General features: G+C 73.4%; 23 protein-coding genes. 17 read left to right on the top strand and 6 right to left on the bottom strand.

All coding sequences use genetic code 11. The annotated features are described in order from the left end of the window. Positions 1-62: 62 nt before the first annotated feature. The 5 genes from ACZ6H8_RS09495 (at position 63) to ACZ6H8_RS09475 (ending at position 5761) form a co-directional block, all read left to right on the top strand. Positions 63-584 carry a hypothetical protein gene (locus tag ACZ6H8_RS09495; RefSeq protein ID WP_464146532.1) on the top strand — a complete coding sequence of 174 codons (522 nt, stop codon included), beginning with the start codon at positions 63-65 and terminating at the stop codon, positions 582-584. Between the two features lie 218 nt (positions 585-802). After that, positions 803-2305: a bifunctional UDP-N-acetylglucosamine diphosphorylase/glucosamine-1-phosphate N-acetyltransferase GlmU gene (gene glmU, locus ACZ6H8_RS09490; RefSeq protein WP_464146531.1), complete on the top strand. Its 1503-nt coding sequence runs from the start codon at positions 803-805 to the stop codon at positions 2303-2305. 7 nt (positions 2306-2312) lie between these two features. Then, positions 2313-3290 carry a ribose-phosphate diphosphokinase gene (locus ACZ6H8_RS09485; protein WP_464146530.1) on the top strand — a complete coding sequence of 326 codons (978 nt, stop codon included), beginning with the start codon at positions 2313-2315 and terminating at the stop codon, positions 3288-3290. Between the two features lie 18 nt (positions 3291-3308). Next, entirely contained in the window at positions 3309-4631 is a 1323-nt protein-coding gene (locus ACZ6H8_RS09480; protein WP_464146529.1) for a hypothetical protein, read from the top strand. Continuing rightward, positions 4628-5761, top strand: coding sequence for a methyltransferase domain-containing protein (locus tag ACZ6H8_RS09475; protein WP_464146528.1), 1134 nt, complete (start codon positions 4628-4630; stop codon positions 5759-5761). The genes ACZ6H8_RS09480 and ACZ6H8_RS09475 overlap by 4 nt, the downstream gene beginning before the upstream one ends. Here ACZ6H8_RS09475 and ACZ6H8_RS09470 read toward each other — a convergent pair. Beyond that, complete coding sequence (locus tag ACZ6H8_RS09470; RefSeq protein WP_464146527.1) at positions 5748-6047, bottom strand: hypothetical protein; 300 nt, start codon at positions 6045-6047, stop codon at positions 5748-5750. The genes ACZ6H8_RS09475 and ACZ6H8_RS09470 overlap by 14 nt on opposite strands. A 115-nt stretch (positions 6048-6162) precedes the next feature. On the opposite strand from ACZ6H8_RS09470, the gene ACZ6H8_RS09465 reads away from it, so the two are divergent. After that, positions 6163-7521 carry an APC family permease gene (locus tag ACZ6H8_RS09465; RefSeq protein ID WP_464146525.1) on the top strand — a complete coding sequence of 453 codons (1359 nt, stop codon included), beginning with the start codon at positions 6163-6165 and terminating at the stop codon, positions 7519-7521. 104 nt (positions 7522-7625) lie between these two features. Continuing rightward, complete coding sequence (locus ACZ6H8_RS09460) at positions 7626-8867, top strand: MFS transporter (RefSeq protein ID WP_464146524.1); 1242 nt, start codon at positions 7626-7628, stop codon at positions 8865-8867. Here the strand turns inward: ACZ6H8_RS09460 and ACZ6H8_RS09455 are convergent. Further along, positions 8864-9718 carry a helix-turn-helix domain-containing protein gene (locus ACZ6H8_RS09455; RefSeq protein WP_464146522.1) on the bottom strand — a complete coding sequence of 285 codons (855 nt, stop codon included), beginning with the start codon at positions 9716-9718 and terminating at the stop codon, positions 8864-8866. The genes ACZ6H8_RS09460 and ACZ6H8_RS09455 overlap by 4 nt on opposite strands. Positions 9719-9848: 130 nt before the next feature. Next, complete coding sequence (locus tag ACZ6H8_RS09450; protein WP_464146521.1) at positions 9849-11213, bottom strand: cation:dicarboxylate symporter family transporter; 1365 nt, start codon at positions 11211-11213, stop codon at positions 9849-9851. Between the two features lie 130 nt (positions 11214-11343). Here ACZ6H8_RS09450 and ACZ6H8_RS09445 point away from each other — a divergent pair, with 130 nt between their 5' ends. The 3 genes from ACZ6H8_RS09445 (at position 11344) to ACZ6H8_RS09435 (ending at position 15041) form a co-directional block, all read left to right on the top strand. Continuing rightward, complete coding sequence (locus ACZ6H8_RS09445; RefSeq protein ID WP_464146520.1) at positions 11344-13029, top strand: sensor histidine kinase; 1686 nt, start codon at positions 11344-11346, stop codon at positions 13027-13029. Further along, a complete protein-coding gene (locus ACZ6H8_RS09440; RefSeq protein ID WP_464146519.1) occupies positions 13026-13709 on the top strand; it encodes a response regulator in 684 nt (227 codons plus the stop codon). Before ACZ6H8_RS09445 ends, ACZ6H8_RS09440 begins: the two co-directional genes overlap by 4 nt. A gap of 129 nt (positions 13710-13838) precedes the next feature. Then, positions 13839-15041, top strand: coding sequence for a mechanosensitive ion channel family protein (locus tag ACZ6H8_RS09435; protein WP_464146518.1), 1203 nt, complete (start codon positions 13839-13841; stop codon positions 15039-15041). Here ACZ6H8_RS09435 and ACZ6H8_RS09430 read toward each other — a convergent pair. After that, complete coding sequence (locus tag ACZ6H8_RS09430; RefSeq protein WP_464146517.1) at positions 15038-15556, bottom strand: phosphoribosyltransferase; 519 nt, start codon at positions 15554-15556, stop codon at positions 15038-15040. The genes ACZ6H8_RS09435 and ACZ6H8_RS09430 overlap by 4 nt on opposite strands. An 88-nt stretch (positions 15557-15644) precedes the next feature. Further along, complete coding sequence (gndA, locus tag ACZ6H8_RS09425) at positions 15645-17087, bottom strand: NADP-dependent phosphogluconate dehydrogenase (protein ID WP_464146516.1); 1443 nt, start codon at positions 17085-17087, stop codon at positions 15645-15647. A 106-nt stretch (positions 17088-17193) separates the two neighbouring features. Here gndA and ACZ6H8_RS09420 point away from each other — a divergent pair, with 106 nt between their 5' ends. Continuing rightward, the gene (locus ACZ6H8_RS09420) at positions 17194-18087 is read left to right on the top strand and encodes an SMP-30/gluconolactonase/LRE family protein (protein WP_464146515.1); all 894 of its coding nucleotides are present in this window, start codon (positions 17194-17196) and stop codon (positions 18085-18087) included. A 62-nt stretch (positions 18088-18149) separates the two neighbouring features. Beyond that, positions 18150-19109, top strand: coding sequence for a TIGR03557 family F420-dependent LLM class oxidoreductase (locus tag ACZ6H8_RS09415; RefSeq protein WP_464146513.1), 960 nt, complete (start codon positions 18150-18152; stop codon positions 19107-19109). Between the two features lie 16 nt (positions 19110-19125). On the opposite strand, the gene ACZ6H8_RS09410 is transcribed toward ACZ6H8_RS09415, so the two are convergent. Next, positions 19126-20004, bottom strand: coding sequence for an NAD(P)-dependent oxidoreductase (locus ACZ6H8_RS09410; protein ID WP_464146512.1), 879 nt, complete (start codon positions 20002-20004; stop codon positions 19126-19128). A 96-nt stretch (positions 20005-20100) separates the two neighbouring features. On the opposite strand from ACZ6H8_RS09410, the gene ACZ6H8_RS09405 reads away from it, so the two are divergent. From ACZ6H8_RS09405 to ACZ6H8_RS09385, 5 genes are all read left to right on the top strand, one after another. Further along, on the top strand, positions 20101-21144 hold the full coding sequence (locus ACZ6H8_RS09405) for a D-2-hydroxyacid dehydrogenase (RefSeq protein ID WP_464146511.1): 1044 nt from the start codon (positions 20101-20103) through the stop codon (positions 21142-21144). Beyond that, positions 21144-21953: an IclR family transcriptional regulator gene (locus tag ACZ6H8_RS09400; RefSeq protein WP_464146510.1), complete on the top strand. Its 810-nt coding sequence runs from the start codon at positions 21144-21146 to the stop codon at positions 21951-21953. The genes ACZ6H8_RS09405 and ACZ6H8_RS09400 overlap by 1 nt, the downstream gene beginning before the upstream one ends. A 104-nt stretch (positions 21954-22057) precedes the next feature. Beyond that, positions 22058-23473, top strand: coding sequence for an MFS transporter (locus tag ACZ6H8_RS09395; RefSeq protein ID WP_464146509.1), 1416 nt, complete (start codon positions 22058-22060; stop codon positions 23471-23473). Further along, complete coding sequence (locus tag ACZ6H8_RS09390) at positions 23470-24267, top strand: SDR family oxidoreductase (RefSeq protein ID WP_464146508.1); 798 nt, start codon at positions 23470-23472, stop codon at positions 24265-24267. Before ACZ6H8_RS09395 ends, ACZ6H8_RS09390 begins: the two co-directional genes overlap by 4 nt. Continuing rightward, positions 24267-25034, top strand: a complete 768-nt coding sequence (locus ACZ6H8_RS09385) for a fumarylacetoacetate hydrolase family protein (protein WP_464146506.1) — start codon at positions 24267-24269, stop codon at positions 25032-25034. Before ACZ6H8_RS09390 ends, ACZ6H8_RS09385 begins: the two co-directional genes overlap by 1 nt. Positions 25035-25036 lie beyond the last annotated feature (2 nt).

The raw sequence follows: 25036 nt of genomic DNA, 5'->3' as shown, positions 1-25036 counted from the left end.
TAGCCTCGCTGCATGCGCATCGTGGGGGAGTCCGGGACCGTCGCTCCGCAGGCGCAGCGGTCGTGATGGGCGACGACCCCGTCGCGCACGTGCGCGCGGCGATCGACGGCGCCGTACAGCGTCTCGCCTCCGCAGGTGCGCGCGAGGAGTGGCTCGGGGAGGTCGTGATCCCGCGTCGCGTGCTCGGGGTGGGGCGACCGCCGCGCATCGACCGGCGCGGCACCGTGTGGCGCGTGGGCGCGCTGCTGCTCACGCGCGACGGCGCCGTGCGGACGACCGGCACGATCACGCGCGTCACCGACCCCGGCAGGCCGCAGGGGCTCACGGCGTCGGTCGAGCTGCGTCGCGCCGAGCGCGCTGCGGCGCTCGCAGGCGGATTCGCGATCGGCGACGTCGTGAACCACGCGACCGAGGCCATCCCGATCGACGCGTCCCTCGTCGACGCACCCTCCGATGCCGTCCTCGCCATCCGCGACGGCGTCGCCTGGGTGCGATGGGGTCGCACGGCGGCCGAGCGCACCCGGCTCGACGCGTACCTCGCCGACCAGCTCGAGCTGCTGGAGCATCCGCCGCGGGGTGCCTGACGTGCGGGGCCACCTCCGAGCGTGGGACTGGTCACGGTTGCACCTCCCGCGAGTTGGACTGGTCACGGTTGCACCTGAGATCCGTTCGACAGGTGCAACCGTGACCAGTCGAGGGCGAACGGTGACCAGTCGAGGGCGAACGACCAGGCGCCCACCGCGTGCGGCCGGGTGCGCGTCGGGACGGTACGGTGGGAGCGCTCAGTCGAGGGAAGGTATCGATGCCCCAGATCGCCGTCGTCGTGCTCGCGGCCGGTGCAGGCACGAGGATGCGCAGCGCCACCCCGAAGCCGCTGCACGCCCTCGCGGGACGCTCGCTCATCGCGCACGTGCTCCACACCGCGCACGAGCTCGAGCCCGCCCACCTCGTCGCCGTCGTGCGGCACGAGCGCGACCGCCTCGTCGAGGAGATCGCGCACCACGCGCCCAGCGCCCGCATCGCCGACCAGGACGACGTGCCTGGCACCGGCCGCGCCGTCGAGGTCGCGGTCGCGCAGCTGCCCGACGACTTCGACGGCCTCGTCGTCGTGCTCTCCGGCGACGTGCCCCTCATCGACGCCACGACGCTGCGCGAGCTCATCGCCGAGCACGAGGGCGCGCAGAACGCGCTGACCGTGCTGTCGACCAGGCTGCCCGACCCCACGGGGTTCGGCCGCATCATCCGCAACCGCGGCGGGCACTTCGAGGCGATCGTCGAGCATCGCGACGCCGACGAGGCCACGCGCGCCATCGACGAGGTCAACGGCGGCATCTACGTCTTCGGGGCCGTCGAGCTGCGCACCGCGCTCGCCGAGCTCGACACCGACAACGACCAGGGCGAGAAGTACCTCACCGACGCCGCGCTGCGCATCCAGGCGACGGGCGGCCGCATCGAGGCCGTGCCGATCGACGACCACTGGCTCGTCGCAGGGGTCAACGACCGCGCCCAGCTCAGCGACATCTCCCTCGAGCTCAACCGCCGCATCGTGCGCAGGTGGCAGCTCGCGGGTGCGACGATCGTCGACCCCGCCTCGACGTGGATCGACGCCGACGTGTCGCTCGACGAGGACGTCACGATCCTGCCCGGCACGCAGCTGCACGGCGCGACGAGCATCGCCCGCGGCGCGACCATCGGCCCCGACACGACCGTCGCCGACACCGAGGTGGGCGAGGGCGCCGTCATCCGCCGCGCCGACGTGACGCTCGCCGTCATCGGTGCGGGTGCGAGCGTCGGCCCGTTCGCGTACGTGCGGCCGGGCACGATCCTCGGCGCCGGCGGCAAGATCGGCACCGCGGTGGAGACGAAGAACGCCGTCATCGGTGCGGGCTCGAAGGTGCCGCACCTGTCGTACATCGGCGACGCCGAGATCGGCGAGGGCGTCAACATCGGTGCAGGCGGCATCACCGCGAACTACGACGACGTGCACAAGCACCGCACGGTCTTCGGCGACCAGGTGCACACCGGCTCGCACAACGTGTTCGTCGCCCCCGTCACCCTCGGCGCCGGTGCCAAGACCGGCGCGGGCGCCGTCGTGCGCAAGGACGTGCCGCCTGGTGCCCTGGCCATGACGGTCGCGCCGCAGCGCAACGTCGGCGGATGGGTGCAGGAGCGCAGGGCGGGCACCGCAGCCGCCGCGGCCGCCGAGCGCGCCCTCGCAGACGCGTCCGACCCGTCCGATCAGGCGCAGCAGACCCAGCAGACCTCGGCAGATCCCGCCGACCCCACCGACGCACACCAGCAGTAGGAGCACCGTGTCCTCGATCGTCGCCAAGAACCGGAAGCACCTCGTGCTCATCTCCGGTCGCTCGCACCCGGCTCTCGCGGAGGCGGTCGCACACGAGCTCGGCACCGAGCTCGCAGGCATGGATGCCAGGACGTTCGCGAACGGCGAGATCTACGCCCGCATGCTCGACTCGGTGCGCGGCGCCGACGTGTTCGTGCTGCAGTCGTACGGCAAGCCGGTGAACGAGTGGCTCATGGAGCAGCTCATCATGGTCGACGCGCTCAAGCGCGCCTCCGCGAAGCGCATCACGGTCGTCATGCCGTACTACCCGTACTCCAGGCAGGACAAGAAGGGTCGCGGCCGCGAGCCCATCTCGGCGCGTCTCGTGGCCGACCTGTTCAAGACGGCGGGCGCCGACCGCATCATGTCGGTCGACATCCACGCGTCGCAGATCCAGGGCTTCTTCGACGGCCCGTTCGACCACCTCTTCGCGATGCCCGTGCTGCTCGAGCACTTCCGCGACACGCTCGACGCGTCGAACCTCACGGTCGTCTCGCCCGACATGGGGCGCGTGCGCGTCGCCGACGTGTGGAGCGACAAGCTGGGTGCGCCGCTCGCGATCATCCACAAGCGTCGCGACCCGCTCGTGCCGAACCAGGTGTCGGTGCACGAGATCGTGGGCAACGTCGCTGGCCGCACCTGCCTGCTCGTCGACGACATGATCGACACGGGTCGCACGATCCTCAAGGCCGCCGAGGCGCTCAAGGCCAACGGCGCGACGAACGTCATCGTCGCTGCGACGCACGCGATCTTCTCCCAGCCCGCTGCCGAGCTGCTCGGCTCGGGCGTCATCGACAAGGTCGTCGTCACCGACTCCATCCCGCTCGCAGACGAGCAGCGCTTCGAGTGCCTCGAGGTGCTCTCGATCGCCCCGTTGCTCGCGCGCGCGATCCGCGAGGTCTTCGAGGACGGCTCCGTCACGTCGATGTTCGACGGCGCCGCCTAGGCGCGGCACCGCGCCCGCATGAGCCGCAGCGAGCCGGGCAGGGCGAGCGCGACCGTCGCGTCGTCGCCGGTCGCGCCGGTCGCGCCGGCTCCCGTCGGTCCCGCGACGGCGCTCGTCGCGGGCGCCGCCGCGCTGACGCAGGGGGCGCTCATGGTCGCGGGCGTGGGCGTCGTCGGAGTCGTCATCGTCGCGGTGGGCGTCGAGGAGGTGCTGGGGGCGCCCAGCGCCCGGGTCGACGTGGCCGTGCGGGCGACGATCGTGGGTCTCGTGGCGCTCGCAGCGCTCGGCGGCGCCGGCGAGGCGCTGCGCGTCGCCGCCGAGCGCATGCTGCGCATGCGCACCGCGCTCGCCCTCGCGCGCGACGGTGCGACGATGCCACCGGCCGTGGAGCGCGACGCGCTCGCGCGCGGCCCGATCGGGGTGCTGCGCGGCCTGCTCGTCGGCGTCGCGTCGGTCACGGGCCTGTGCGGCCTCGTCGTCGGGGGCGCCGGACTGTCGGAGGGCGAGGGCGCGATGGCGCTCGGCGGGCTCGCGGCCCTCGCGGTCGCCGCGGCGTGCGCAGTCGGCGCGCACCGGCTGGGCCGCGCTCGGTCGTGGTGGAGCGGCAGGCTCGGCACCGTGCGTGCGGCGTGGCCTCGATTCGGCGCGAGCGACGTCGCCACCGGCGTCGCCCGCACGCGCACGCCCGGCCGCCGACCGCGCGACGAGCGCCTCGTGGCCGCGCGGCGCATGTCGCGGCTCGATCGCGCGTTGATGGTCGTGACGGTCGGAGCCGTGCTCGTCGCCTTCGCCGGCGTGCTCCTGCGGCAGCAGTGCCGCACGTGCGCGCCGGTCGCCTACGACCCGTTCGGCGAGTCCGTCGTCGACGGCGTCGCCACCGTGGGACTCGCCTTCGTCATGCTCGCCGCGGCGGCGTGGATCGTGCGCGCGGTCGTGACCTGGCTCGTGCACGCAGGGCTGGAGGTCGCGACGCTCGTCCGTGCCCGCCGCGGCCCGCTGGAGCGCACCGCGTGGCTCGATCGCGCGCTCGCCGAGCCGCGCTCGGTCGAGCTGCTCGGCAGGGCGCTCGGCGTGGCCGCGGCCGTGGTCGCCGCACCGTGGATCGCGTCGGGCGTCTCGACCGACTTCCTCGACGTCGAGCCCGGCGTCGTCGCCGGCCTCCGCGACTGGGTGGCGCTCGGTCCGCTCGTGGCTGCGCTGTCGGCAGGCGCGCTCGTCGTGGGCACCGCCGGCGTGCTGGCGACGCGGGCGTGGCGATCGCGCATCCACCCGCTCGTCGACGCCGACCCCCTGGACCGCGTCGTCGCAGCGCCGCAGCGCGCGGGGAGGTCGCGCCGATGAGCTCGACGGCCGCGCTCGACTGCGGCTACCACCGGGCTGGCATCTGCTTCTCGTGCACGCGCATCGACGTGCCGTACGCCGAGCAGCTCGCGGCGAAGGATGCCGCCGCGCGCGCCGCGGTGCCCGGCGCGGCGTGGCTGCCGCCGAGGGGCTCGGCCGTGGAGGGGTTCCGCAACAAGGCGAAGATGGTCGCGGGCGGCACGCTCGACGCGCCGACGCTCGGCATCCTCGACGGCGAGCGCCGCGGCGTCGACCTGCGCGCGTGCCCGCTGCACGAGCAGCCCATCCGCGACGCGCTGCCGCATCTCGCCGAGCTCGTCGCCGAGGCGAGCATCCCGCCGTACTCGGTGCCGGATCGGCGTGGCGAGCTCAAGCACGTGCTCGTGACGTCGAGTCCCGACGCCGAGCTCATGGTGCGGTTCGTGCTGCGGTCGACGGAGTCGGTGCCGCGCATCGCGAAGCGGCTGCCGTGGCTGCGCGAGCGCATCCCCGGCCTCGTCGTCGCGTCGGCGAGCATCCTGCCGGAGCACCGTGCCGCCGTCGAGGGCGAGGTGGAGCTGCCGCTCACCGACGAGCAGACGCTCACGATGCGGCTGAACGGCATCCCGCTCGCGCTGCGCCCCGGCGGCTTCTTCCAGACGAACTCGACCGTCGCCGCAGCGCTGTACCGCGAGGCGTCGGCGTGGATCGACGACGTCGACCCCCGCTCGGTCGCCGACCTGTACTGCGGCGTGGGCGGCTTCGCGCTGCACGCGGCGCGGGAGGGGCGCGACGTCGTCGGCGTCGAGACGAGCGCGGAGGCCATCGCGGGTGCGATCCGGACGGCGGAGACGATCGGGTCGAGCGCCCGCTTCGTCGTCGGCGACGCGACCGCCGTGGACGACACGGCCGTCGATGCCGACCTCGTGGTCGTGAATCCGCCGAGGCGCGGCATCGGCACGCTCGCCGCGCGCCTCGAGACGTCGCGGGCTCGGCACGTCGTGTACTCGAGCTGCAACCCCGCGACGCTCGCGCGCGACCTGCAGGCCATGCCGTCGCTGCGCCCCGTGCGGGCGCGCATGCTCGACATGTTCCCGCACAACGATCACGCCGAGGTGCTCGTGCTGCTCGAGCGCGTCAGCGCTCGCTGAGCCGCACGGAGCCCACGGCGACGTCGACCGCGATCGACTGCTCGGCGTCGGATGCCTGCGGCACGTCGACGAGGGCCTCGCCGAGCGCTGCATCGACCGTGACGTCGTAGGGCCCACCGTCGAGCTCGGCCTCGAGGCTGCCGGAGGCGACGTCGATCTCGAGGTCGCCTGCGTGCTCGAGCAGCACGTCGAGCTCGCCGGATGCGAGCTCGAGCGTCACGTCGCCGTCGACGACGAGGTCGACCGCTGCGAAGCCCGAGGAGTGCTCGTGCCATGGACTCAACATGCGGTTCGCCTCCCGGACGAGTGGGGGTAGCCCCCCGTGCCCCCGCGGATGCCTGTGGCCGTCGCGTCACCCGACCCTGGTACCGTGCGCCCGTGCCGACCACGCCGATCGCATCGTGACCGCCCTCGACCGCCGCCTCGGGGTGCCGGGCGCGATCGTCGTGGGCCTGTGCGCCATGCTCGGCGCCGGCGTCTTCTTCGTGTGGACGCCCGCGGTCGCCGTCGCGGGGGAGTGGCTGTGGGTCGCGCTGCTCGTCGCAGCCGTCGTCGCGATCGCGAACGCGCTGTCGACGGCGCAGCTGTCGATGCGGCATCCCGTCTCCGGCGGCGGGTACGCGTACGCGCGCGCCGAGCTGTCGCCGACCGCGGGCTTCGCGGCGGGTTGGCTGTTCCTCACGGGCAAGACCTGCTCGGCGGCTGCGATCGCGCTCGTCGCGGCGAGCCATCTGCTGCCTGGCGTGCAGCAGCCGGTCGCGATCGTCGCGATCGTGGCGCTCGCGCTCGTCAACGCGCAGGGCATCCGGGCCACGGCGTGGGTCACGTGGGTGGTCGTGTCGCTCGCCCTGGCGGGCATCGCGCTCGCCCTCGTGTGGACGGCGGCGGGGCTGCCGACGTGGGGCAGCGTCGTCGCGGTCGCTCCGCTGTCGGAGACCGTGCTCCTCTCGAGCGGCGAGGCGTGCGACTTCGGGTTCATCGGTGGCTCGCAGCAGGCCGCGGCCGCCGCGTGCGGCGACACCGGCGCGCTCGCGACGCCGCCCGGCCCGCTCTCGGTGCTGCAGGCCGCGGGCCTGCTGTTCTTCGCCTTCGCAGGGTACGCGCGCATGGCGACGCTCGGCGAGGAGGTGCGCGACCCTCGCCGCACGCTGCCGATCGCGATCCTCGTCGCGCTCGGCGTCGTGCTCGCGCTCTACGGCCTGCTCGCGTGGGCGACGCAGCACGCGTACGCCGATGCGCTCGTCTGGCCGGACACGCCCGTCGCCGACCTCGTGGGGCAGCCGGTGCTGCACGTCGCGCTGCTCGTCGTCGCGGCGATCGCATGCCTCGGCTCGCTCATGGGCATCCTCGCCGGCCTGTCGCGCACGAGCCTCGCGATGGCGCGCGATGGCGAGCTGCCTGGCGTCCTGGCTCGCATCTCGCCGCGCACGAAGGCGCCCGCGGTGGCGGAGGGTGCGATGGCGGTGCTGGCGATCGTGCTCGTGCTCGTCGCGCCGCCCGTGGTGCTCGTGGCGCTGTCGTCGACGTCGGTGCTCGCCTACTACGCGATCGGGCACGTCGCGGCGCTGCGGATGCGGCGCACGCTGCCGTCCGCGGAGCGCTCCGAGGCGTGGGTGCCCGCGTGGGTGTCGGTGCTGGGCCTGGCGCTGTGCGCGCTGCTCGTGGTGACGCTGCCCTGGTACGGCGTGCTCGCCTCGGCGCTGTGGGTCGGCGTCGCCCTCGGCGTGCGCGCCATCCGCGCGCGTCGCGCACGCGGCTGACGCGGCTCCCCTCGCGCCGAGCCGGCCGCGCACGGTGGATGCGCGGTCGGGTCGCCGGGACGCACGGTCGGCCGCGCCGCCTCGCACGCGGCCATGCTCGGAGCGTGACGATCGACACCGCCTCCATCCCCACCGCGCCCGGCGCATCGGCCGACGAGGGCGCCCTGCCGCGCCGGAGGGTGATCGCGGCGCTCGGCGCGATGATGCTCACGAGCCTGTCGCTCGTGACCGCCGAGTTCCTGCCAGGCGGCATCGTGACGACGCTCGCCGCCGACCTCGGCGTCACGCCGGGCCAGGCGGGCCAGACCGTCACGATCACGGCGCTCGTCGGCTTCGTCGTCGCGCCGCTCGCGGGCGTGCTGACGCCGGGCCTCGACCGGCGCACGCTGCTCGTGCTGCTCGCGCTCGCCGCGACGGTCTCGAACCTCGTCGTCGCGATCGCACCGTCGCTGTGGCTGCTGCTGCTCGGCCGCGTGCTGCTGGGAGCGGCCCTCAGCGGCTTCTGGTCGATGTCGCTCACCGTCGCCGCCCGCATCGGCGGCCGCGACCGCATCGCGCGCTCGCTGATGTTCGTCGGCGCGGGCACGACGCTCGCGACCGTGCTGGGCGTGCCGCTCGGCGTGCTCGCGACCGCAGCGGTCGGCTGGCGAGCCGTGTTCGTCGCCGCGAGCGTGCTCACCGTGCTCACGGCGATCGCGCTCGCGCTCCTGCTGCCGCGCGTGCCCGCCTCCGAAGGGGTGAGCCTGCGCTCGCTCGGCTCGACGCTGCAGCGCGTCGGCATGCGACCGGGGCTCGCAGGCCATGTGCTCGTCGTCCTCGGCCACATGGCGGTGTACGCGTACGCGAGCGTCGCGTTCGCGCGCATGCCGGGCGCTGACGAGGCGTCGATCGCGACGATGCTGCTCGCGTTCGGCATCGCGGGCTTCGTCGGCAACTTCGCGATCGGCGCGGTCGCCGACCGCATGCTCGATGCGCTGCGGTTCGTCGTGCCGGGGCTCATCGCGGGCGCCGTGCTCGCGTTGGCGCTGTGGCCGCACGTCGCGTGGGTGGCGTGGATCGCCGTCGCGGCGTGGGGGTTCGGCTTCGGCGGCTGGCTCACGGTGCTCAACACCTGGGCCGCCAGGCAGGTGCCCGATCGGCTCGAGGAGTCGGGCGGGCTCGTCGTCGCAGGCTTCCAGCTGGCGATCACGCTCGGCGCGGGCCTCGGCGGGCTGCTCGTCGACACGATCGGCATCGAGGCGGAGATGCGCCTGGCAGGCGCCGTCGTCGTCGTCGGGCTCGTGCTGTTCGGCACGGCCCGCCGCGCGAGCGTGCCGGGCGTCGCACCGCAGCGAGCATCCCTCTAGGCTGCGACGCCCGCTGACGCCGTCGACCGCCACGACGACGGCGACGCGCCCGTGGCGCGGCGGAACGCGCGCGAGAAGCCGTCCTCGGAGGCGTAGCCGAGCATCCTCGCCGTCTGGGCGACGCTGAGGCCGTCGGTCGCGAGGTGCTGCTTCGCCGCGGCGATGCGCACCTGCGTCAGGTACTGCAGCGGCGGCATGCCCACCGCGGCGCGGAAGCGCAGCGCGAACGACGAGCGGCTCATGGTCGCGAGCGTCGCGAGGTCGCCGACGGTCCACGCGCGACCTGGATCGTCGCGGATGGCGTCGAGCGCCCGGCCGAGGTACGGGTCGCCCGCGCGGGCGCGCCAGTCGCGTGCGGCCGCGTCGCACCGCGACCACGAGCGCAGGGCGGCGGCGAGGATCGTCGTCGCCATGTGCGCGCAGACGATCCCGTCGGAGGGGCTGGGCGCGCGATCCGCGTCGTGGCAGCCGAGCGCGGCCGCGAGGTGCGCGATCGCGGGCTCGACCGAGGCGAACGCGGGCACGACGATGGTCGCGGGGAGCGCGGCGAGCCCGAGCGCGCCGCGCACGGTCGAGACGGAGGCAACGACGAGGCGGGCGTCGTCGACCGCGCGGATGCCTGCCGCGCCGCCGAGCACGAGCAGCAGGTCGCCGGCTGCGAGGTCGGCCGTCGTTCCGGCGGCCGCGTCCGGCCGCACGTGCACGGTGCCGGAGAGCGCATAGACGAGCGTCGCGTCGGCGGCGACGGCGCGCATGCCGGCGCCCGCTGGCAGATCGCGCGCCGCTGCCTCCTCGACGCGCCACGCAGCGTCGAGCAGCCGATCCTCGGGAGCCGTCGGCGCATCCGTCATGCCTTCGGGCGACCGGCTCCGCGCACCCGCAATTCCCCTCGGGGTGCAGGCGGCGGTCGCCCGCCGAGGCCAGACGTGCGCACGGGGCCCGGCGGTCGCCCGCCGAGCCCCTCGTGTCACGCCCGTCGCGTCAGCGCTTGACCCCAGCGCTCACGCGCACGGCCTCCGTGTGCGTCTCGGGGATATCGGTGCCCGAGCCGTGGTGATCCTCCATCGTGGCCTCGTCGAACGGCAGCCGCTTCGCGAGCACCTCGGTGAGCTGGCCGCGGTCGACCTGCTTGGTCCAGGTGCCGATGAGGACGGTCGCGACGGCGTTGCCGGTGAAGTTCGTGAGCGCACGCGCCTCGGACATGAAGCGGTCGATGCCGACGATGACGCCGACGCCGTCGACGAGGTCGGGGCGGTACGTCTGCAGCCCGGCAGCGAGGGTCGCGAGCCCGGCGCCCGTGACGCCCGCCGCGCCCTTCGACGCGATGATCATGAACGCGAGCAGACCGATCTGCTCTCCGATCGACATGGGCATGCCCATGCCGGTCGCGATGAACAGCGACGCCATCGTGAGGTAGATCGCCGTGCCGTCGAGGTTGAACGAGTAGCCCGTCGGCACCGTGATGCCCACGACGGGCTTCGAGACGCCGAGGTGCTCGAGCTTCGCCATGAGACGCGGCAGCGCCGACTCGGACGACGACGTCGAGACGATGAGCAGGTACTCCTTGCCCAGGTACGCCATGAGCTTGAAGATGTTCACGCGGGCGACGAGCCACAGGAGCGTGCCGAGCACGCCGACGATGAACACGACGCACGTGGCGTAGAACGCGAGCATGAGGGTCGCGAGCGCGCCGATCGCCGCCCAGCCCGTCTCGCCGACGACGCCGGCGATCGCACCGAACGCGCCGATGGGTGCGAGCCACAGGATCATCGTGAGGATGCGGAACACGAGCGTCTGCACGAGCGCGAGGCCCTCGAGCAGCGGCTTGCCGCGTGCGCCCATGCGCTGCAGCGCGAAGCCGACGAGCAGGGCGACGAACAGCACCGGCAGCACGTGCTGGCCGGTGAAGGCCGACACGAGCGTCGTGGGGATGATGCCGAACAGCGGGCCGCCGGTCTCCTCCGCGGGCGCCTCGTACTCGGCGCTGGAGATGTTGAGCCCCTCGCCGGGGTGCACGAAGTTGCCGACGACGAGGCCGATCGCGAGCGCGAACGTCGACATGACGATGAAGTAGCCCAGCGCGAGGCCGCCGACCTTGCCGACGGTCGCGGCCTTCGCGATCGAGCCGATGCCGAGCACGATCGTGCAGAAGATGACGGGTGCGATCATCATCTTGATCAGCGCGACGAACGCGGTGCCGATCGGCTTGAGGGCGACGCCGACCTCTGGCCAGATGAGGCCGACCGCGGCGCCGAGCACGACCGCGATGATGACCGCGACGTAGAGTCCGTGGGTTGCGAAGCGCGAACGGCGCTTCGGGGTGCTGGTGGTGGGCGTCGTCGCCATGGGCTTCCTCCTGGGCGCGCCGCCACGATGCGACGCTGCTTCGGATGCGAGCCTCTCGGCTCGCACGCAGCGAAGCCGTGTTTCGTGCATAGTGTTCGCAGCGGGCGGGGTCCGCGACGAGGAGGAGCGCATGCGTCGACGCTGGCGCGACGCGAGCATCGCGACGCGGCTGTTCGTGCAGTCGACGGCGATGCTCGTGGCGAGCGCGATCGTCGCGTTCGTGCTGCTCGCGTTGGACGCGCGCGCCGACGCCGAGCACGAGGCGACGGTGCTGAGCCGCGACGTCGTGATGACGCTCGCGTCGGATCCCACGGTCGAGGCAGCGCTCGTCGAGGCGTTCGCGACGTTCGACGGCGACGAGGACGCGACGGTGGAGGTTGCATCCGCGGCGCTGCAGCCGTACGCGATCGAGGTCGTCGATGGCACGCGGCTCGACTACGTCACGATCATGCATCCCACGGGCATCCGGTACACGCATCCCGACCCCGACGAGATCGGCGAGCCGTTCCTCGGCACGATCGCGCCCGCCGTCGCGGGCGAGATCGTCACCGAGACGTTCGAGGGCACCCTGGGGCCGTCGGCGCGCGCCGTCGCCCCCGTCGTCGTCGGGGGCGAGGTCGTGGGGCTCGTCTCGGGCGGCGTGGCGATCAGCAAGGTCTCGAGCGAGGTCGTCGCTCGTCTCGTGGTCGTCGCGCTCGTGCTCGTCGGCGCCGTCGTGGTCGCGGCGCTCGCAGCCGGAGTGCTCGCGCGCAGCATGCGGCGAGCGACGGGTGGGCGCAGGGTCGAGGAGCTCGCGCACCTGTTCGCAGCGCACGAGGCGGTGCTGCACTCGGTCGACGACGGCGTGGTGCTCGTCGAGGGTCGACGCGTGGTCCTCGCGAACGATCGTGCGCGCACGCTGCTGGGCATCGGCGACGTCGCGCTGCCGCTCGACCTCGACGTCTCGGTCCTGCCTCGAGCGGTGCGAGGCGTGCTCGAGCAGCCCGACGACGCCGTCGCGCCCGTGCTCGTCGGCACGCGGTCGCTCGTCGTGGAGCGCGAGAGCGTCGAGGTCGCGACGGGCGCCGCGACGATCTTCACGATCCGCGACCGCACCGAGCTGTCGCGCGTGTCGCGCGAGCTCGACGCCGTGCGCACGCTCGCGACGGCGCTGCGGGCGCAGACGCACGAGTTCGGCAACCGCATGCACACGATCGCCTCGCTGCTGTCGCTCGGCGAGCCCGAGCGTGCGCTCGAGGTCGCCGCGTCGGAGCGCGACCTGGAGCAGCGGCTCGCGGATCGGGTCGTCGGGGCGGGGGAGGAGCCGGTCATCGCGGCGCTGCTGCTCGGCAAGACGGCGCAGGCGCGCGAGCGCGCGGTCGAGCTGCACTTCGAGACGCGCCTGGATCCCGGCACGCATTGGGTCGACCCCATCGACTTCGTGACGATCCTCGGCAACCTCGTCGACAACGCCATCGACGCGGCCGCCACCGCGAGGGCGCGCACAGGCGCGACGTCGCGCGAGCTCGGGCAGCGCTGGGTGGCCGTCTACCTCGGGTCGGATGACGATGGCGCGATCGTGATGCAGGTGTCGGACTCGGGCCACGGCGTGCCTGACGACGCGCGCGAGCTCGCGTTCGAGCAGGGGTGGACGACGAAGGAGCACGGCGTCGCAGGTCGCGGCTTCGGGCTCGCGCTGGTGCGCCAGGCCGTCGAGCGCCTCGGGGGCACGATCGAGCTGGGGCAGGAGCTCGGCGCGGTCGTGACGGTCGTGCTGCCCAGGCCCGCGAGCGAGCCACCAGCCGATGCCGACGCGCACCTGCGAGGTGCGTCGTGATCCGCGTGCTCGTCGTCGAGGACGATCCTGGCACCGCCGACGCGCACGCCGCCTACGTCGGGCGCTGCGACGGCTTCGAGGTGGTGGGGCTCGCGCACTCCGCGACCGCCGCCATCCGTGCGCTGCGGCAGGCGCAGCAGGGCTCGGAGCGCATCGACCTGCTGCTGCTCGACATGAACCTGCCCGACGGCCACGGCCTGCAGGTGTGCCGCGAGCTGCGTTCGGCGGGCCTCGTCGTCGACGTCGTCGCCGTCACGGCCGTGCGCGAGCTCGACATCGTGCGCGAGGCCGTCGCGGTCGGGGTCGTGCAGTACCTCATCAAGCCCTTCGGCTTCGCGGTGTTCGCCGAGCGGATGCGGCAGTACCGCGCGTACCGCGACGAGCTCGAGGGCTCCTCGCGCCTCACGCAGCAGGAGGTCGATCGGGCGATCGCGGCGCTGCGCACCACGAACACGCCCGGCCTCGCGAAGGGGCTGTCTGCCGAGACGCTCGAGGCGGTCTCGACGCTGCTCGCGGTCGGCGACGCTCGCTCGGCGACCGAGGTGGGTGGCGACCTCGGCCTGTCGCGCGTCACGGCACGGCGCTACCTCGAGCACCTCGCCGACTCGGGAGTCGCCGAGCGCAGTCCCCGCTACGGCACGCGCGGGCGCCCCGAGCTCGAGTACCGCAGGCGCGGCTGAGCGCTGCCCGGCGCGTCACGGCGCATCGCGCCGCCGCCGGCGACGCGGCGCCGGCGGCGTGAGGGCGACGCGACGTGCGATGGAGAGGTGCGCGCCGTATCGTGGCCCGCTCCGACCGAGAGGAGCACCGTGCCCGAACCGATCCACCTGCTCATGACCGCGGGCATCGCGCTCGCGATCGCCGTGGGCGCCGGCATCGTCGCGAGCGTCGTGCTCGTCGCCGTCGTCGCCGCGATCACGCGATCGAAGACGCGCCTGGCCGCCGCGCGCAGGCCGCTGCGCTGGCCCGTGTTCGTGCTCGCCTTCCTCATCGCGTTCGCGATCGCCATCGCGTCGCTCGGGCTCGTGCGCGACCTCGGCGACGGTGGGGCGATGCTCGCGCACGCCCTGCTCATCGCGCAGATCGGCGTGGGTGCGTGGCTCGTGGTGCGCATCCTGCGGGTCGCGGGCGACGCGGTGCTCGACCGCTACGGCGCGACGCAGGGCGATCGGCATCGTCGCAAGGTGCACACGCAGGTGGCGGTGCTGCGGCGCGTGCTCGTCGTCGTGATCGTCGTCATCGCCTGCGGCGCGGCGCTGTTCACGTTCGAGGGGGCGCGCGTGGCGGGCACGGGCCTGCTGGCGTCGGCGGGCGTCGCATCCGTCGTCGCGGGCCTCGCGGCGCAGTCGGTGCTCGGCAACGTGTTCGCGGGCATCCAGCTCGTGGGCTCCGACGCGATCCGCGTCGACGACGTCGTCGTCGTCGAGGACGAGTGGGGCACGATCGAGGAGATCACGCTGACGTACATCGTCGTGCGCGTCTGGGACGAGCGCAGGCTCGTGCTGCCCTCGACGTACTTCACGACGACGCCGTTCCAGAACTGGACGCGCACGTCGAGCGAGGTCATGGGCTCGATCGAGCTCGACCTCGACTGGCGCGTGCCCGTCGATGCCATGCGGGTCGAGCTCGAGCGGATCCTCGCCGACACCCCCATCTGGGACGAGCGGGTGCAGGTGCTGCAGATCACCGATGCGGTCGGCGGATTCGTGCGCGTGCGGGTGCTCGTGACGGCGGAGGACGGGCCGACGCTCGCGGATCTGCGGCACGGGGTGCGGGAGCGGCTCGTGACGTGGCTGCGCACCGAGCATCCGGAGGCGCTGCCCGTGCAGCGCGTGCAGATGGGCGACGCGGGGGCACCGCGCGCGACGGGCGCGGCGCGGACGCGGGAGTCGACGGGCCCCGTCGCGACGCCGCCAGGGCTGTTCACGGGTGACGCGGAGGCGGATGCGCGGCGCGAGTCGTTCACGCATCCGATCGACGTCATCGCACCCGACGACCCGCGCCGGCGCTAGAGGGCGGGCGCGGCGGTGACGGGCGGCTGCGCCGACCAGGGGAACACGATCCACCGGTCGGTGCGGCGCCACACGAAGTCGGGGTCGACGACCGACGTCGGCTTCGCGTAGAGCACGGCCGAGCGCGCCTCGGCGCCCATGCCGCGCAGCAGGTCGAGCACGAGCGCGAGCGTGCGGCCCGAGTCGGCCACGTCGTCGACGACGAGCAGCCTGCGACCGTGGATGGCGTCGCCGTCGAGCAGGGGCGCGAGCAGCACGGGGTCGGGCAGCGTCTCGTGCACGTCGGTGTAGAACTCCACGTTGATGGCGTCGGCGAGCTTGAGACCGAGCGCGTACGCGAGGTGCCCGGCGGGCAGCAGGCCGCCGCGTGCGATGGCGATGACGATCTCGGGCTCGTAGCCGTCGGCGGCGATCGTCGTGGCGAGCTCGCGGCCGGCATCCCCGAACCCCTGCCACGTGAGCACCTCCTTGTCGGGCTCCGCGAGGTCGGATGCGTCGGCGTGGAAGGCGCTCATGCCTCGATCGTGCCACGCGCCCGCGACGACGAACGGCGCGCCGCCCGCGAGGGGCGACGCGCCGTTCGTCGTCTCGAGCGTCAGGCGCTCAGTGCGTGTCCTCGGCCTCGATCTCCGAGCGGTCGCCCGACCACAGGGTGTGGAAGGTGCCCTCGGCGTCGATGCGCTTGTACGTGTGCGCGCCGAAGAAGTCGCGCTGGCCCTGCACGAGCGCTGCGGGCAGGCGCGGTGCGCGCAGGCCGTCGTAGTACGCGAGCGACGACGCGAACGCGGGCACGGGGATGCCCGACTGCGCCGCGCCGGCGACGATGCGACGCCACGAGTCCTGCGCGGCTGCCATGACGTCGCTGAAGAACGGTGCCGTGACGAGGGCGACGAGGCCCGGGTCGGCCGCGTACGCCTCGGTGATGCGGTTGAGGAAGCGAGCGCGGATGATGCAGCCGCCACGCCAGATCTTCGCGACCTCGCCCTTGTCGATCTGCCAGTCGTGGTCGATCGCGCCCTGCACGATCGCGTCGAAGCCCTGCGAGTACGCGATGACCTTCGACGCGTAGAGCGCGAGGCGCACGTCCTCGACGAACGCGTCGGGGTCCTGCACCGACCATGGCGACGTCGGCCCGGGCAGCGCGGCGCCCGCGGCGCGCTGCTGCGGCTTCGACGACAGCGAGCGGGCGAAGACGGCCTCGGCGATGCCCGAGACGGGCACGCCGAGGTCGAGTGCGGTCTGCACCGTCCACGCGCCGGTGCCCTTCGCGCCGGCGGCGTCGAGGATGACGTCGACGAGCGGCTGGCCCGTCTTCGCATCCACCTGGCGCAGCACCTCGGCGGTGATCTCGATGAGGTACGACTCGAGCTCGCCCTCGTTCCACTCGGTGAAGATGTCGGCGATCTCGGCCGGGCTCTTGCCGGTGGCGTGGCGGATGAGGTCGTAGGCCTCGGCGATGAGCTGCATGTCGGCGTACTCGATGCCGTTGTGGATCATCTTCACGAAGTGGCCGGCGCCGTCGGCGCCGACGTGCGTCACGCACGCCTCGCCCTCTGCGACGGCGGCGATGCGCTCGAGGATCGGGCCGAGCGTCGCGTACGACTCCTTCGTGCCGCCCGGCATGAGCGAGGGGCCGTTGAGCGCGCCCTCCTCGCCGCCGGAGATGCCGCAGCCGACGAAGTGGATGCCGGTCTCGCGCACCTTCGCCTCGCGCGCGATCGTGTCGGTGAAGAGGGCGTTGCCGCCGTCGACGATGATGTCGCCGGGCTCGAACACGCGCACGAGCTCGTCGATGACGGCGTCGGTGGGGCGGCCGGCCTTGACCATGATGATCGCGGCACGCGGCGTCTGCAGGCTCGCCGCGAGCTCCTCGTACGACTCGGCCTTCACGAAGCCGGCCTCGGGGTGCGCCTCGATGAGCGCATCCGTCTTCGCCGTCGTGCGGTTGTAGACGGCGACGGTGTTGCCTTCGCGGCTGGCGAGGTTCCTCGCGAGGTTCGAGCCCATGACGGCGAGTCCGACGACGGCGATGTTGGCGGTGGGCATGCGGCTCCAGTTCCTCGACACACTGCGGGTCGCTCCCAGGCTATGCGGTCGCGCATGCGGCGCGCAGGCCCTGGCAGCCGCCACGCGGCTCTGCTTGCATCGAGGCATGACGACGCAGTCCGACGCAGCCGTGCACGACCCCATCGGGCTCCTTGCCCCCGACGCCGCCGTCGAGCGCATGGCGACCGGCGCAGGATGGAGCGAGGGACCGCTGTGGATGCCCGAGACGCGCGTGCTGCGATGGTCGGACATCCACGGCGACCGCATCCTCGAGGTCGACGAGGCGGGCGCGATGCGCGTGCACCGCACGGGCGTGGAGTTCACGAACGCGCGCATCCACTCGCGCGGCGGCGTCGTGCAGTGCTCGCATGGCCGGCGAGCGGTCGAGCTCGAGCGCGACGGCGAGGTGACGGTGCTCGTCGACCGCTTCGGTGAGCACCGCCTCAACTCGCCGAACGACCTCGTCGAGCATCCCGACGGCTCGATCTGGTTCACGGATCCGCCGTACGGCATCGAGCAGCCGAAGGAGGGACACGCCGGCGAGCGGGAGTACGGCGGCTGCTTCGTGTTCCGGTGGAGCGAGGCGGACGGCATCCATCCGGTCGTGACCGACATGGCGAAGCCGAACGGCATCGCCTTCAGCCCCGACCACGCGACCCTCTACGTCACCGAGTCGGCCGACGCCGACGTGACCGACGAGGTCGCGACGATCCGCGCCTACCGGGTCGAGGGCGCCGGCGCCGAGGCGCGCGCCGTCGACGGTCGTCGTCTCGTGCGCGTCGAGGGTGGCACGCCGGATGGCGTCGCGATCGACGTCGACGGCCGCGTGTGGTCGTCGAGCGGCGACGGCGTGCACGTCTTCGCCCCGGACGGCGAGCGCGTCGCGTTCGTGCCGGTGCCCGAGACGGTCGCGAACGTGACGTTCGGCGACGACGGCTGGCTGTGGATCGCGGCGACGACGAGCGTCTACCGCGTGCGCACGGCGACGCGCCCCGCGTAGCGAGCGGGAGCGCCTGCGTCCACCCGCTCGCGCGCACTCGCAGGCGCTGCCACCGTGGCGGCATGCAGATCGGATACAAGCTCTTCGCAGAGGACGTCGGCCCGAAGGAGCTCGTGCGCCGAGCCGTCGAGGCCGAGCGCGCTGGATTCGACTTCGTCGAGATCAGCGACCACTTCCACCCGTGGCTGCCCGAGCATGCGCATTCGTCGTTCGCGTGGGCGGTGCTCGCGACGATCGCGGCGAAGACGGAGTCGCTGCGCATCGCCACGGGCGTCACGTGCCCGTCGATCCGCTACCACCCGGCGATCGTCGCCCAGGCCGCGGCGACGCTGCAGATCCTCTCCGACGGCCGCTTCACGCTCGGCGTCGGCGCGGGCGAACGGCTGAGCGAGCGGATCGTGGGGCAGGGGTGGCCGGAGGTGGGCGACCGCCACGCACGGCTGCGGGAGGCGCTCGAGATCATCCGGCTGCTGTGGTCGGGCGGCACGCGCTCGTATCGTGGCGAGCACCTGCGGCTCGAGGACGCACGCGTCTACGACCTGCCGGAGCGTCTGCCCGAGATCGTCGTGGCAGCGGGCGGGCCGCAGGCCGCCTCGCTCGCCGCAGAGCTCGGCGACGGCATCTTCTCCACGGACCCCGAGGCGTCGCTCGTGGAGGCGTGGACGGCCGCGGGCGGCAGCGGGCCGCGCTACGCCGAGGCGCCGACGGCCTTCGCGCCCGACGCGCGCGCCGGGGCCGAGGCCGCCCACCGGCGCTTCCGGTTCGGCGCCCTGGGGTGGAAGGTGCTCGCCGAGCTGCCGGATCCCGCGGCGTTCGACCAGGCCACCCAGTCGATCCGCGTCGAGGACATGGAGTCGGCGTTCGCGTGCGGCCCCGACGTCGAACGGCACGTCGAGGTCGTGACGCCGTACGTCGAGGCGGGGTTCGACCACATCGCGCTCATGGATGCGAGCGAGGACTCGGACGCGTTCATGGCGTTCTTCGCCGACGAGCTGGGGCCGCGCCTGCGCGCCCTCGGGTGAGGGGACCTCGGGCCGCTCAGCGCTCGGCGACGAAGCGGCGCGCGACCGACAGGTCGTCGTCGCCGAGGCCCGCGTCGACGAGCTCGACGTACGCGGCGCGCAGCGCGGGCAGCAGCGTCGCGTTCGTGCTCGTCGCGTCGGCGACGTCGGTCGCGAAGCCGAGGTCCTTCACCATGTACCTGGCGAGGCCACCCGGCGCGTAGTCCTCCTCGACGAGCCTGCGGTGGTTCGAGCGCAGCAGGTTCGACCCCGCGTAGCCGCCCTGCAGCAGGGTCCACAGGCGGTCGACGTCGATGCCGGAGCGCTCGGCGAGCACCGTCGCCTCGGCGATCGCGAGCATCGTCGCACCGACGACGAGCTGGTTGGCGGCCTTCGCGACCTGGCCGGCGCCGAGGGGGCCGAGGTGCACGGGCGTGCCGCAGGGCGCGAGCACGGCGGAGGCCTCGGCGGCGTCGGCCTCCGTGCCGCCGAGCATGATCGAGAGCGTGCCGGCGCTCGCACCGTCGACGCCGCCGGAGACGGGGCAGTCGACGACGCGCACGCGGCCGTCGGTCTCGGCGGCGAGCCGCTCGGCGAGCGCACGCACCTGCGTGGACGACGACGTGGAGCCGATGAGCAGCAGCAGGGGGCGCTCGGCCGCGAGCAGGCCGTCGGGCCCGTCGAGCGCAGCCTCGAGCTGGGGGAGGTCGGGCAGCATCGAGAGCACGACGTCGGTACGGGCGGCGAGGTCGCGAGGCGTGTCGGCCCAGACGGCGCCGAGCGCCTCGAGGTCCTCGTGCCTGCGCGTGCGCCCTGCGATGTGCAGGGCGCCGTGGGCGCGGAGGAGATGCTCGGCCATGGGTCGCCCCATCGCGCCGAGCCCGATCACGCCGATCACGGCGTCGTGCTGGCTCATGGCGTCAGGCTAGCGCCTGTCCACACCGTCGAACCAGGTCCAGCCTGCTGGATCGGCGGCTAGGCTGCTGCCGACACCGATCGAAGGAGATGGGCCATGGCACGACTGCGAGTCGCGATCGCCACCGGACTGCCGGACGCGCTGTGCAAGCGCCTCACCGAGCTCGAGCCGCGCATCGACGTCGTCCGCGACGTGCGCCTCGCGCCGCCAGCAGCCTCGATCGCCGAGTGGGCGCGTCCGCGCTGGCCGCAGCGCAGCGCGAGCGACCAGGAGGCGTGGGAGGCCATGCACGCCGATGCCGACGCGCTCTTCGGCATCCCCGACTCGCCCGCGACGCTCGCCCGCATCCTCGGCGCATCGAGCCGCATCCGCTGGGTGCACACGATGGCGGCGGGCGGCGGCGGCCAGGTGAAGGCCGCGGGCCTCGACGCCGAGACCCTCGAGCGCGTGACGTTCACGACGAGCGCGGGCGTGCACGGCGCGCCGCTGGCCGAGTGGGCCGTGCTCGGCGTGCTCGCGGGCGCGAAGGACGTGCCCCGCCTCGAGCGGCAGCGGCGCGAGCGCAGCTGGGACGACGGCTGGGCCATGCGGCACGTGGAGGACATGACCGTGCTCGTCGTCGGCCTCGGCGGCATCGGGCAGCAGGTCGCCGCGAGGCTCTCGGCGCTCGGCGCCACGGTGTGGGGCACGACGCGCACAGGGCAGCCCGTCGCCAACGTCGACCGCCTCGTGCCCGCCGACGAGCTCGCGACCGCCATCGCGCACGTCGACGCCGTCGTGCTGACCCTGCCGGGCACGGCCCTCACCGAGCGCCTCGTCGACGACGCGGTGCTCGCCGACGCGCGCCAGGGCACGATCCTCGTCAACGTCGGCCGTGGCACGGTCGTCGACGAGGATGCGCTGCTGCGCGCGCTCGACGACGGCCGCATCGGCTACGCGGCGCTCGACGTCACCGCCGTCGAGCCGCTGCCTGCCCAGAGCCCGCTGTGGAGCCACGAGCGCGTGCTGCTGAGCCCGCACACGGCTGCGCTGCACGAGCAGGAGCCTGCCCGCATCGTCGCGCTCTTCGCCGACAACGCGCGCAGGCTGCTCGACGGCGAGCCGCTGCGCAACGTCGTCGACACGGTCGAGTTCTACTGATGGCAGGGCACGAGCTGCCGCAGGCGGGCGCGAACGGCGCCGACCAGCGCGATCCGGCCCCCGCGGTCACGCGCGGCATCGGCATCCTCGGCCTGCTCGCCGATGCCGACGGGCCCATGACGCTCACGGAGGTCGCGAAGGCGCTCGGCATCGCGAAGTCGTCGGCGTCGAACCTGTGCCTCGCGCTCGAGGCGGGCGGCATGGTCGAGCGCGTGCCGCTCGGCTTCCGCCTCGGCAGACGCTCGGCGGAGCTCGGTGCGGCGTACGCGTTCCAGTTCAACCAGGTGCGCGAGCTCTTCGCCGTCTGCGAGGCCTCCCCGATCCTGCGCCGTGAGGTCGTGCAGATCGCGATGCTCGCGGATGCGGATGCGCTGTACCTCGCCAGGCACGAGGGTCGCGCGCACGGGCGCATCGGCACGCCGATCGGATCGCGGCTGCACGCGGCGCTCGCGGCCGCCGGCAACGCGCTGCTGTCGGCGCTCGACGACGACGAGGTGCGAGCGCTGCTGGCTGCGCACCCGGCGCCGAGGCTCACGGCTCGCTCGGCGGGCGATCCGGGCGCCGTGCTCGAGCGCCTCGCGCAGACGCGCACGCGCGGCTTCGCGCTCGACGAGGGGCAGTCGTTCGACGGCATCGTCGGCGTGGCCGTGCCGCTGCCCGCCTGGACGCCGAGCGATCCCGCGCTCGCGATCGGCGTCGCCCTGCCAGCCGAGGTGGCGACGGCCGAGCACGTCGCCGCGGTCGGTGCGGCGCTGCAGGACGCCGCGGTGGCGCTCACGAATCCCCTCGGGCGCGATCCCCGCGCGTGAACGGACCCGTCATGCGTTCAACTGGTTGAACGCAGTTCAACACGCTGCTACCGTGACCTGCACGAGCGCACGCGACGACGCGAGCGCAGCTCGAAGGAGAGACCGTGACCGACGTCCAGGCGAACCCGAACGCACGCCCCAGCGACGACCCCGAGTACGCCGCCAACCTGCGCAGGGCGACGCTCGCATCCAGCGTCGGCAGCGCACTCGAGTACTTCGACTTCGCGCTCTACGGCCTCATGACGGCACTCGTGTTCAACGTGCTGTTCTTCGACCAGTCCGACCCCGCCATCGGCCTCGTCGGCGCCTTCGCCATCTACGGCGTCGGCTTCGTCGCCCGTCCCATCGGCGGCCTCGTCTTCGGCGTGCTCGGCGACCGCCTCGGCCGCAAGTGGGTGCTCGTCGTCACGATCGTGCTCATGGGCGGCGCCTCCACCGCCATCGGCCTGCTGCCCACGTACGAGCAGGTCGGCATCCTCGCCCCCATGCTGCTCGTGCTCATGCGCGTCCTGCAGGGCTTCGGCGCCGGCGCCGAGCAGGCGGGCGCGACGGTGCTCATGGCCGAGTACGCCCCCGTGCAGCGCCGCGGCTTCTTCTCGGCGCTGCCGTTCGTGGGCATCCAGGCCGGCACGCTGCTCGCAGCGCTCGTCTTCTCGGGCATCGCGCTGCTGCCGGAGGACCAGCTGCTCTCCTGGGGCTGGCGCGTGCCGTTCCTCGCGTCGTTCGTGCTCATCCTCGTCGCCCTCTTCATCCGCCTTCGCCTGCGCGAGACGCCCACGTTCGTCGAGCTCGAGAAGCACGACCAGGTCGCCGAGCGGCCGCTGCGCGAGATCTTCACGCGCGGCCTGCCAGGCGTCGTCACCGGCATCGGCCTGCGCATGGCGGAGAACGGCGGGTCGTACATCTTCCAGAACGTGACGCTCGCCTTCGTCGCGACCGCAGGTGCAGGCGCGTTCATCGCGAGCCCCATCGACCGCGGCGTCGCCACATGGGGCGTCACGCTCGGCTCGCTCATCGGCATCTTCTCCGTGCCGCTGTCCGGTCACCTCTCCGACCGCTTCGGACGCAAGGCGATCTACCGCTTCGGTGCCGTCTTCATGCTGGCGTACGCCTTCCCCGCCTGGTACGCGCTGTCGCTCGGCATCGGCTGGCTCGCCGTCGCGGTCATCGCGATCGGCATCGGCGTCGCCGTCAACTCCATGCTGGGCCCGCAGTGCGCCATGCTGCCCGAGCTCTTCGGCAACCGGCACCGCTACCTCGGCGTCGCGATGGCGCGCGAGCTCTCCGCGGTGCTCGCTGGCGGCCTCGCCGGTGTGCTCGGCGTCTGGCTGCTCACGCTCACCGACGGCACGTGGCAGGTCATGGGGCTCTACGTCGCCGTCATCGCGGCCATCACGACCGCGGCGACCTTCCTCGTGCCCGAGACTCGAGGCAGGGATCTCCTCCGCACCGAGGATGCCGTGCGCATCTCGACCGAGGAGGAGCACACGGGCATCATCATCACGGAGGCACGCACATGACCGACATCGACTCCGCACGACCGGCCGGGCTCGCCGCCTTCGACCTCACGGGGCGCGTCGCGCTCGTGACGGGCTCGAGCCAGGGCATCGGACGCGCGCTCGCCGAGGGGCTCGCGGGCGCGGGCGCCACGGTCGTCGTGCACGGCCGCGACCGCGCGAAGGCCGAGCGAGCCGCGGGCGAGATCGCCGCGGCGACCGGGTCTGCGACGCACGTGTCGACGTTCGACGTCACCGACGCGGCCGCGGTCGACGCTGGCATCGGCGCGCTCGAGGATGAGCTCGGCACCCCAGACGTGCTCGTGAACAACGCGGGCATCCAGCGGCGAGGCGCGATCGCCGAGTTCACCGACGAGGACTGGCACGACCTGCTCGCCACGAACCTCACGAGCGCGTTCCTGCTGTCGCGACGCGTCGCGCGCGGCATGATCGCGCGCGGCTCGGGACGCATCGTGTCGATCGGATCGGTGCAGTCGCAGCTCGCGCGGCCCTCGATCGCGCCGTACTCGGCGACGAAGGGCGCGATCGTCATGCTCACGAAGGGCCTGTGCGCCGACCTCGCGCCCCACGGCATCACGGCGAACGCGATCGCCCCCGGCTACTTCGCGACCGAGCTCACCGCTGCGCTCGTCGCCGACGAGCAGTTCTCGGCGTGGGTGCGCGGTCGCACGCCAGCGGGCAGGTGGGGCGACGTGCGCGACCTCGTCGGCGCCGCGGTCTTCCTCGCCTCCGACGCGTCCGCGTTCGTCAACGGGCAGACGCTGCACGTCGACGGCGGCATGACGGCGGTCGTCTGATGCGCGTCGCGCGCGCCGACGTCGACGGCGTCGCGACCTGGATCGGCTGGGTCGCCGCAGGCGACGAGGGTGCCGGCGAGGGCGCAGGCGCCTGGCATCCCATCGCCGACCCGTTCGCGGCGTTCGCGACCGGCGACGACCCCGCCGTCGAGGGGGAGGCCCTCGCGGACCCCGTGCTGCTCGCGCCGTGCGAGCCGCTCGTCGTCGCCGGCATCGCGCAGAACCGCGGGCAGAACGACCACCCCCTGCCCGTGCAGGCATGGCTCAAGTCGCCGCGCACCGTCGTGCCGAGCGGCGCCGACGTGCCCCTGCGGCGCGACGCGGGCGGCACGGTCGTCGAGGCGGAGGTGGCGATCGTCATCGGCGCACCCACCTACCAGGTGCCCGCCTCGCGCATCATGCAGCACGTGCTCGGCTACACGGCCGTGAACGACGTGTCGCAACCCGAGCGCAGCGCGGTCGACCAGCGCAACTTCGAGGCGAAGGGCGGCATCGGCTACACGCCGCTGGGGCCATGGATCGAGACGGGCCCGATCGGCGACGTGCCCATGACGATGCACGTGGCGGGCGAGCTCGTCGTCGACACCTCCAGCGACGCGCTGCCCGTGTCGATCGCGGAGGCCGTGGCCTACGTCGCGCACTGGATGCCGCTCGGTCCCGGCGACGTCGTCATGACGGGTGCGCCGTTCTCGAACGCGCCCGCCCGCGCAGGCGACGTGGTCGAGATCGGCATCGGCCCGATGACCCTCACGACCCCGCTGCGCTGAGC

The organism is Agrococcus sp. AC640b (assembly GCF_979255995.1).
This window is presented reverse-complemented; position numbering and strand designations above follow the sequence as displayed.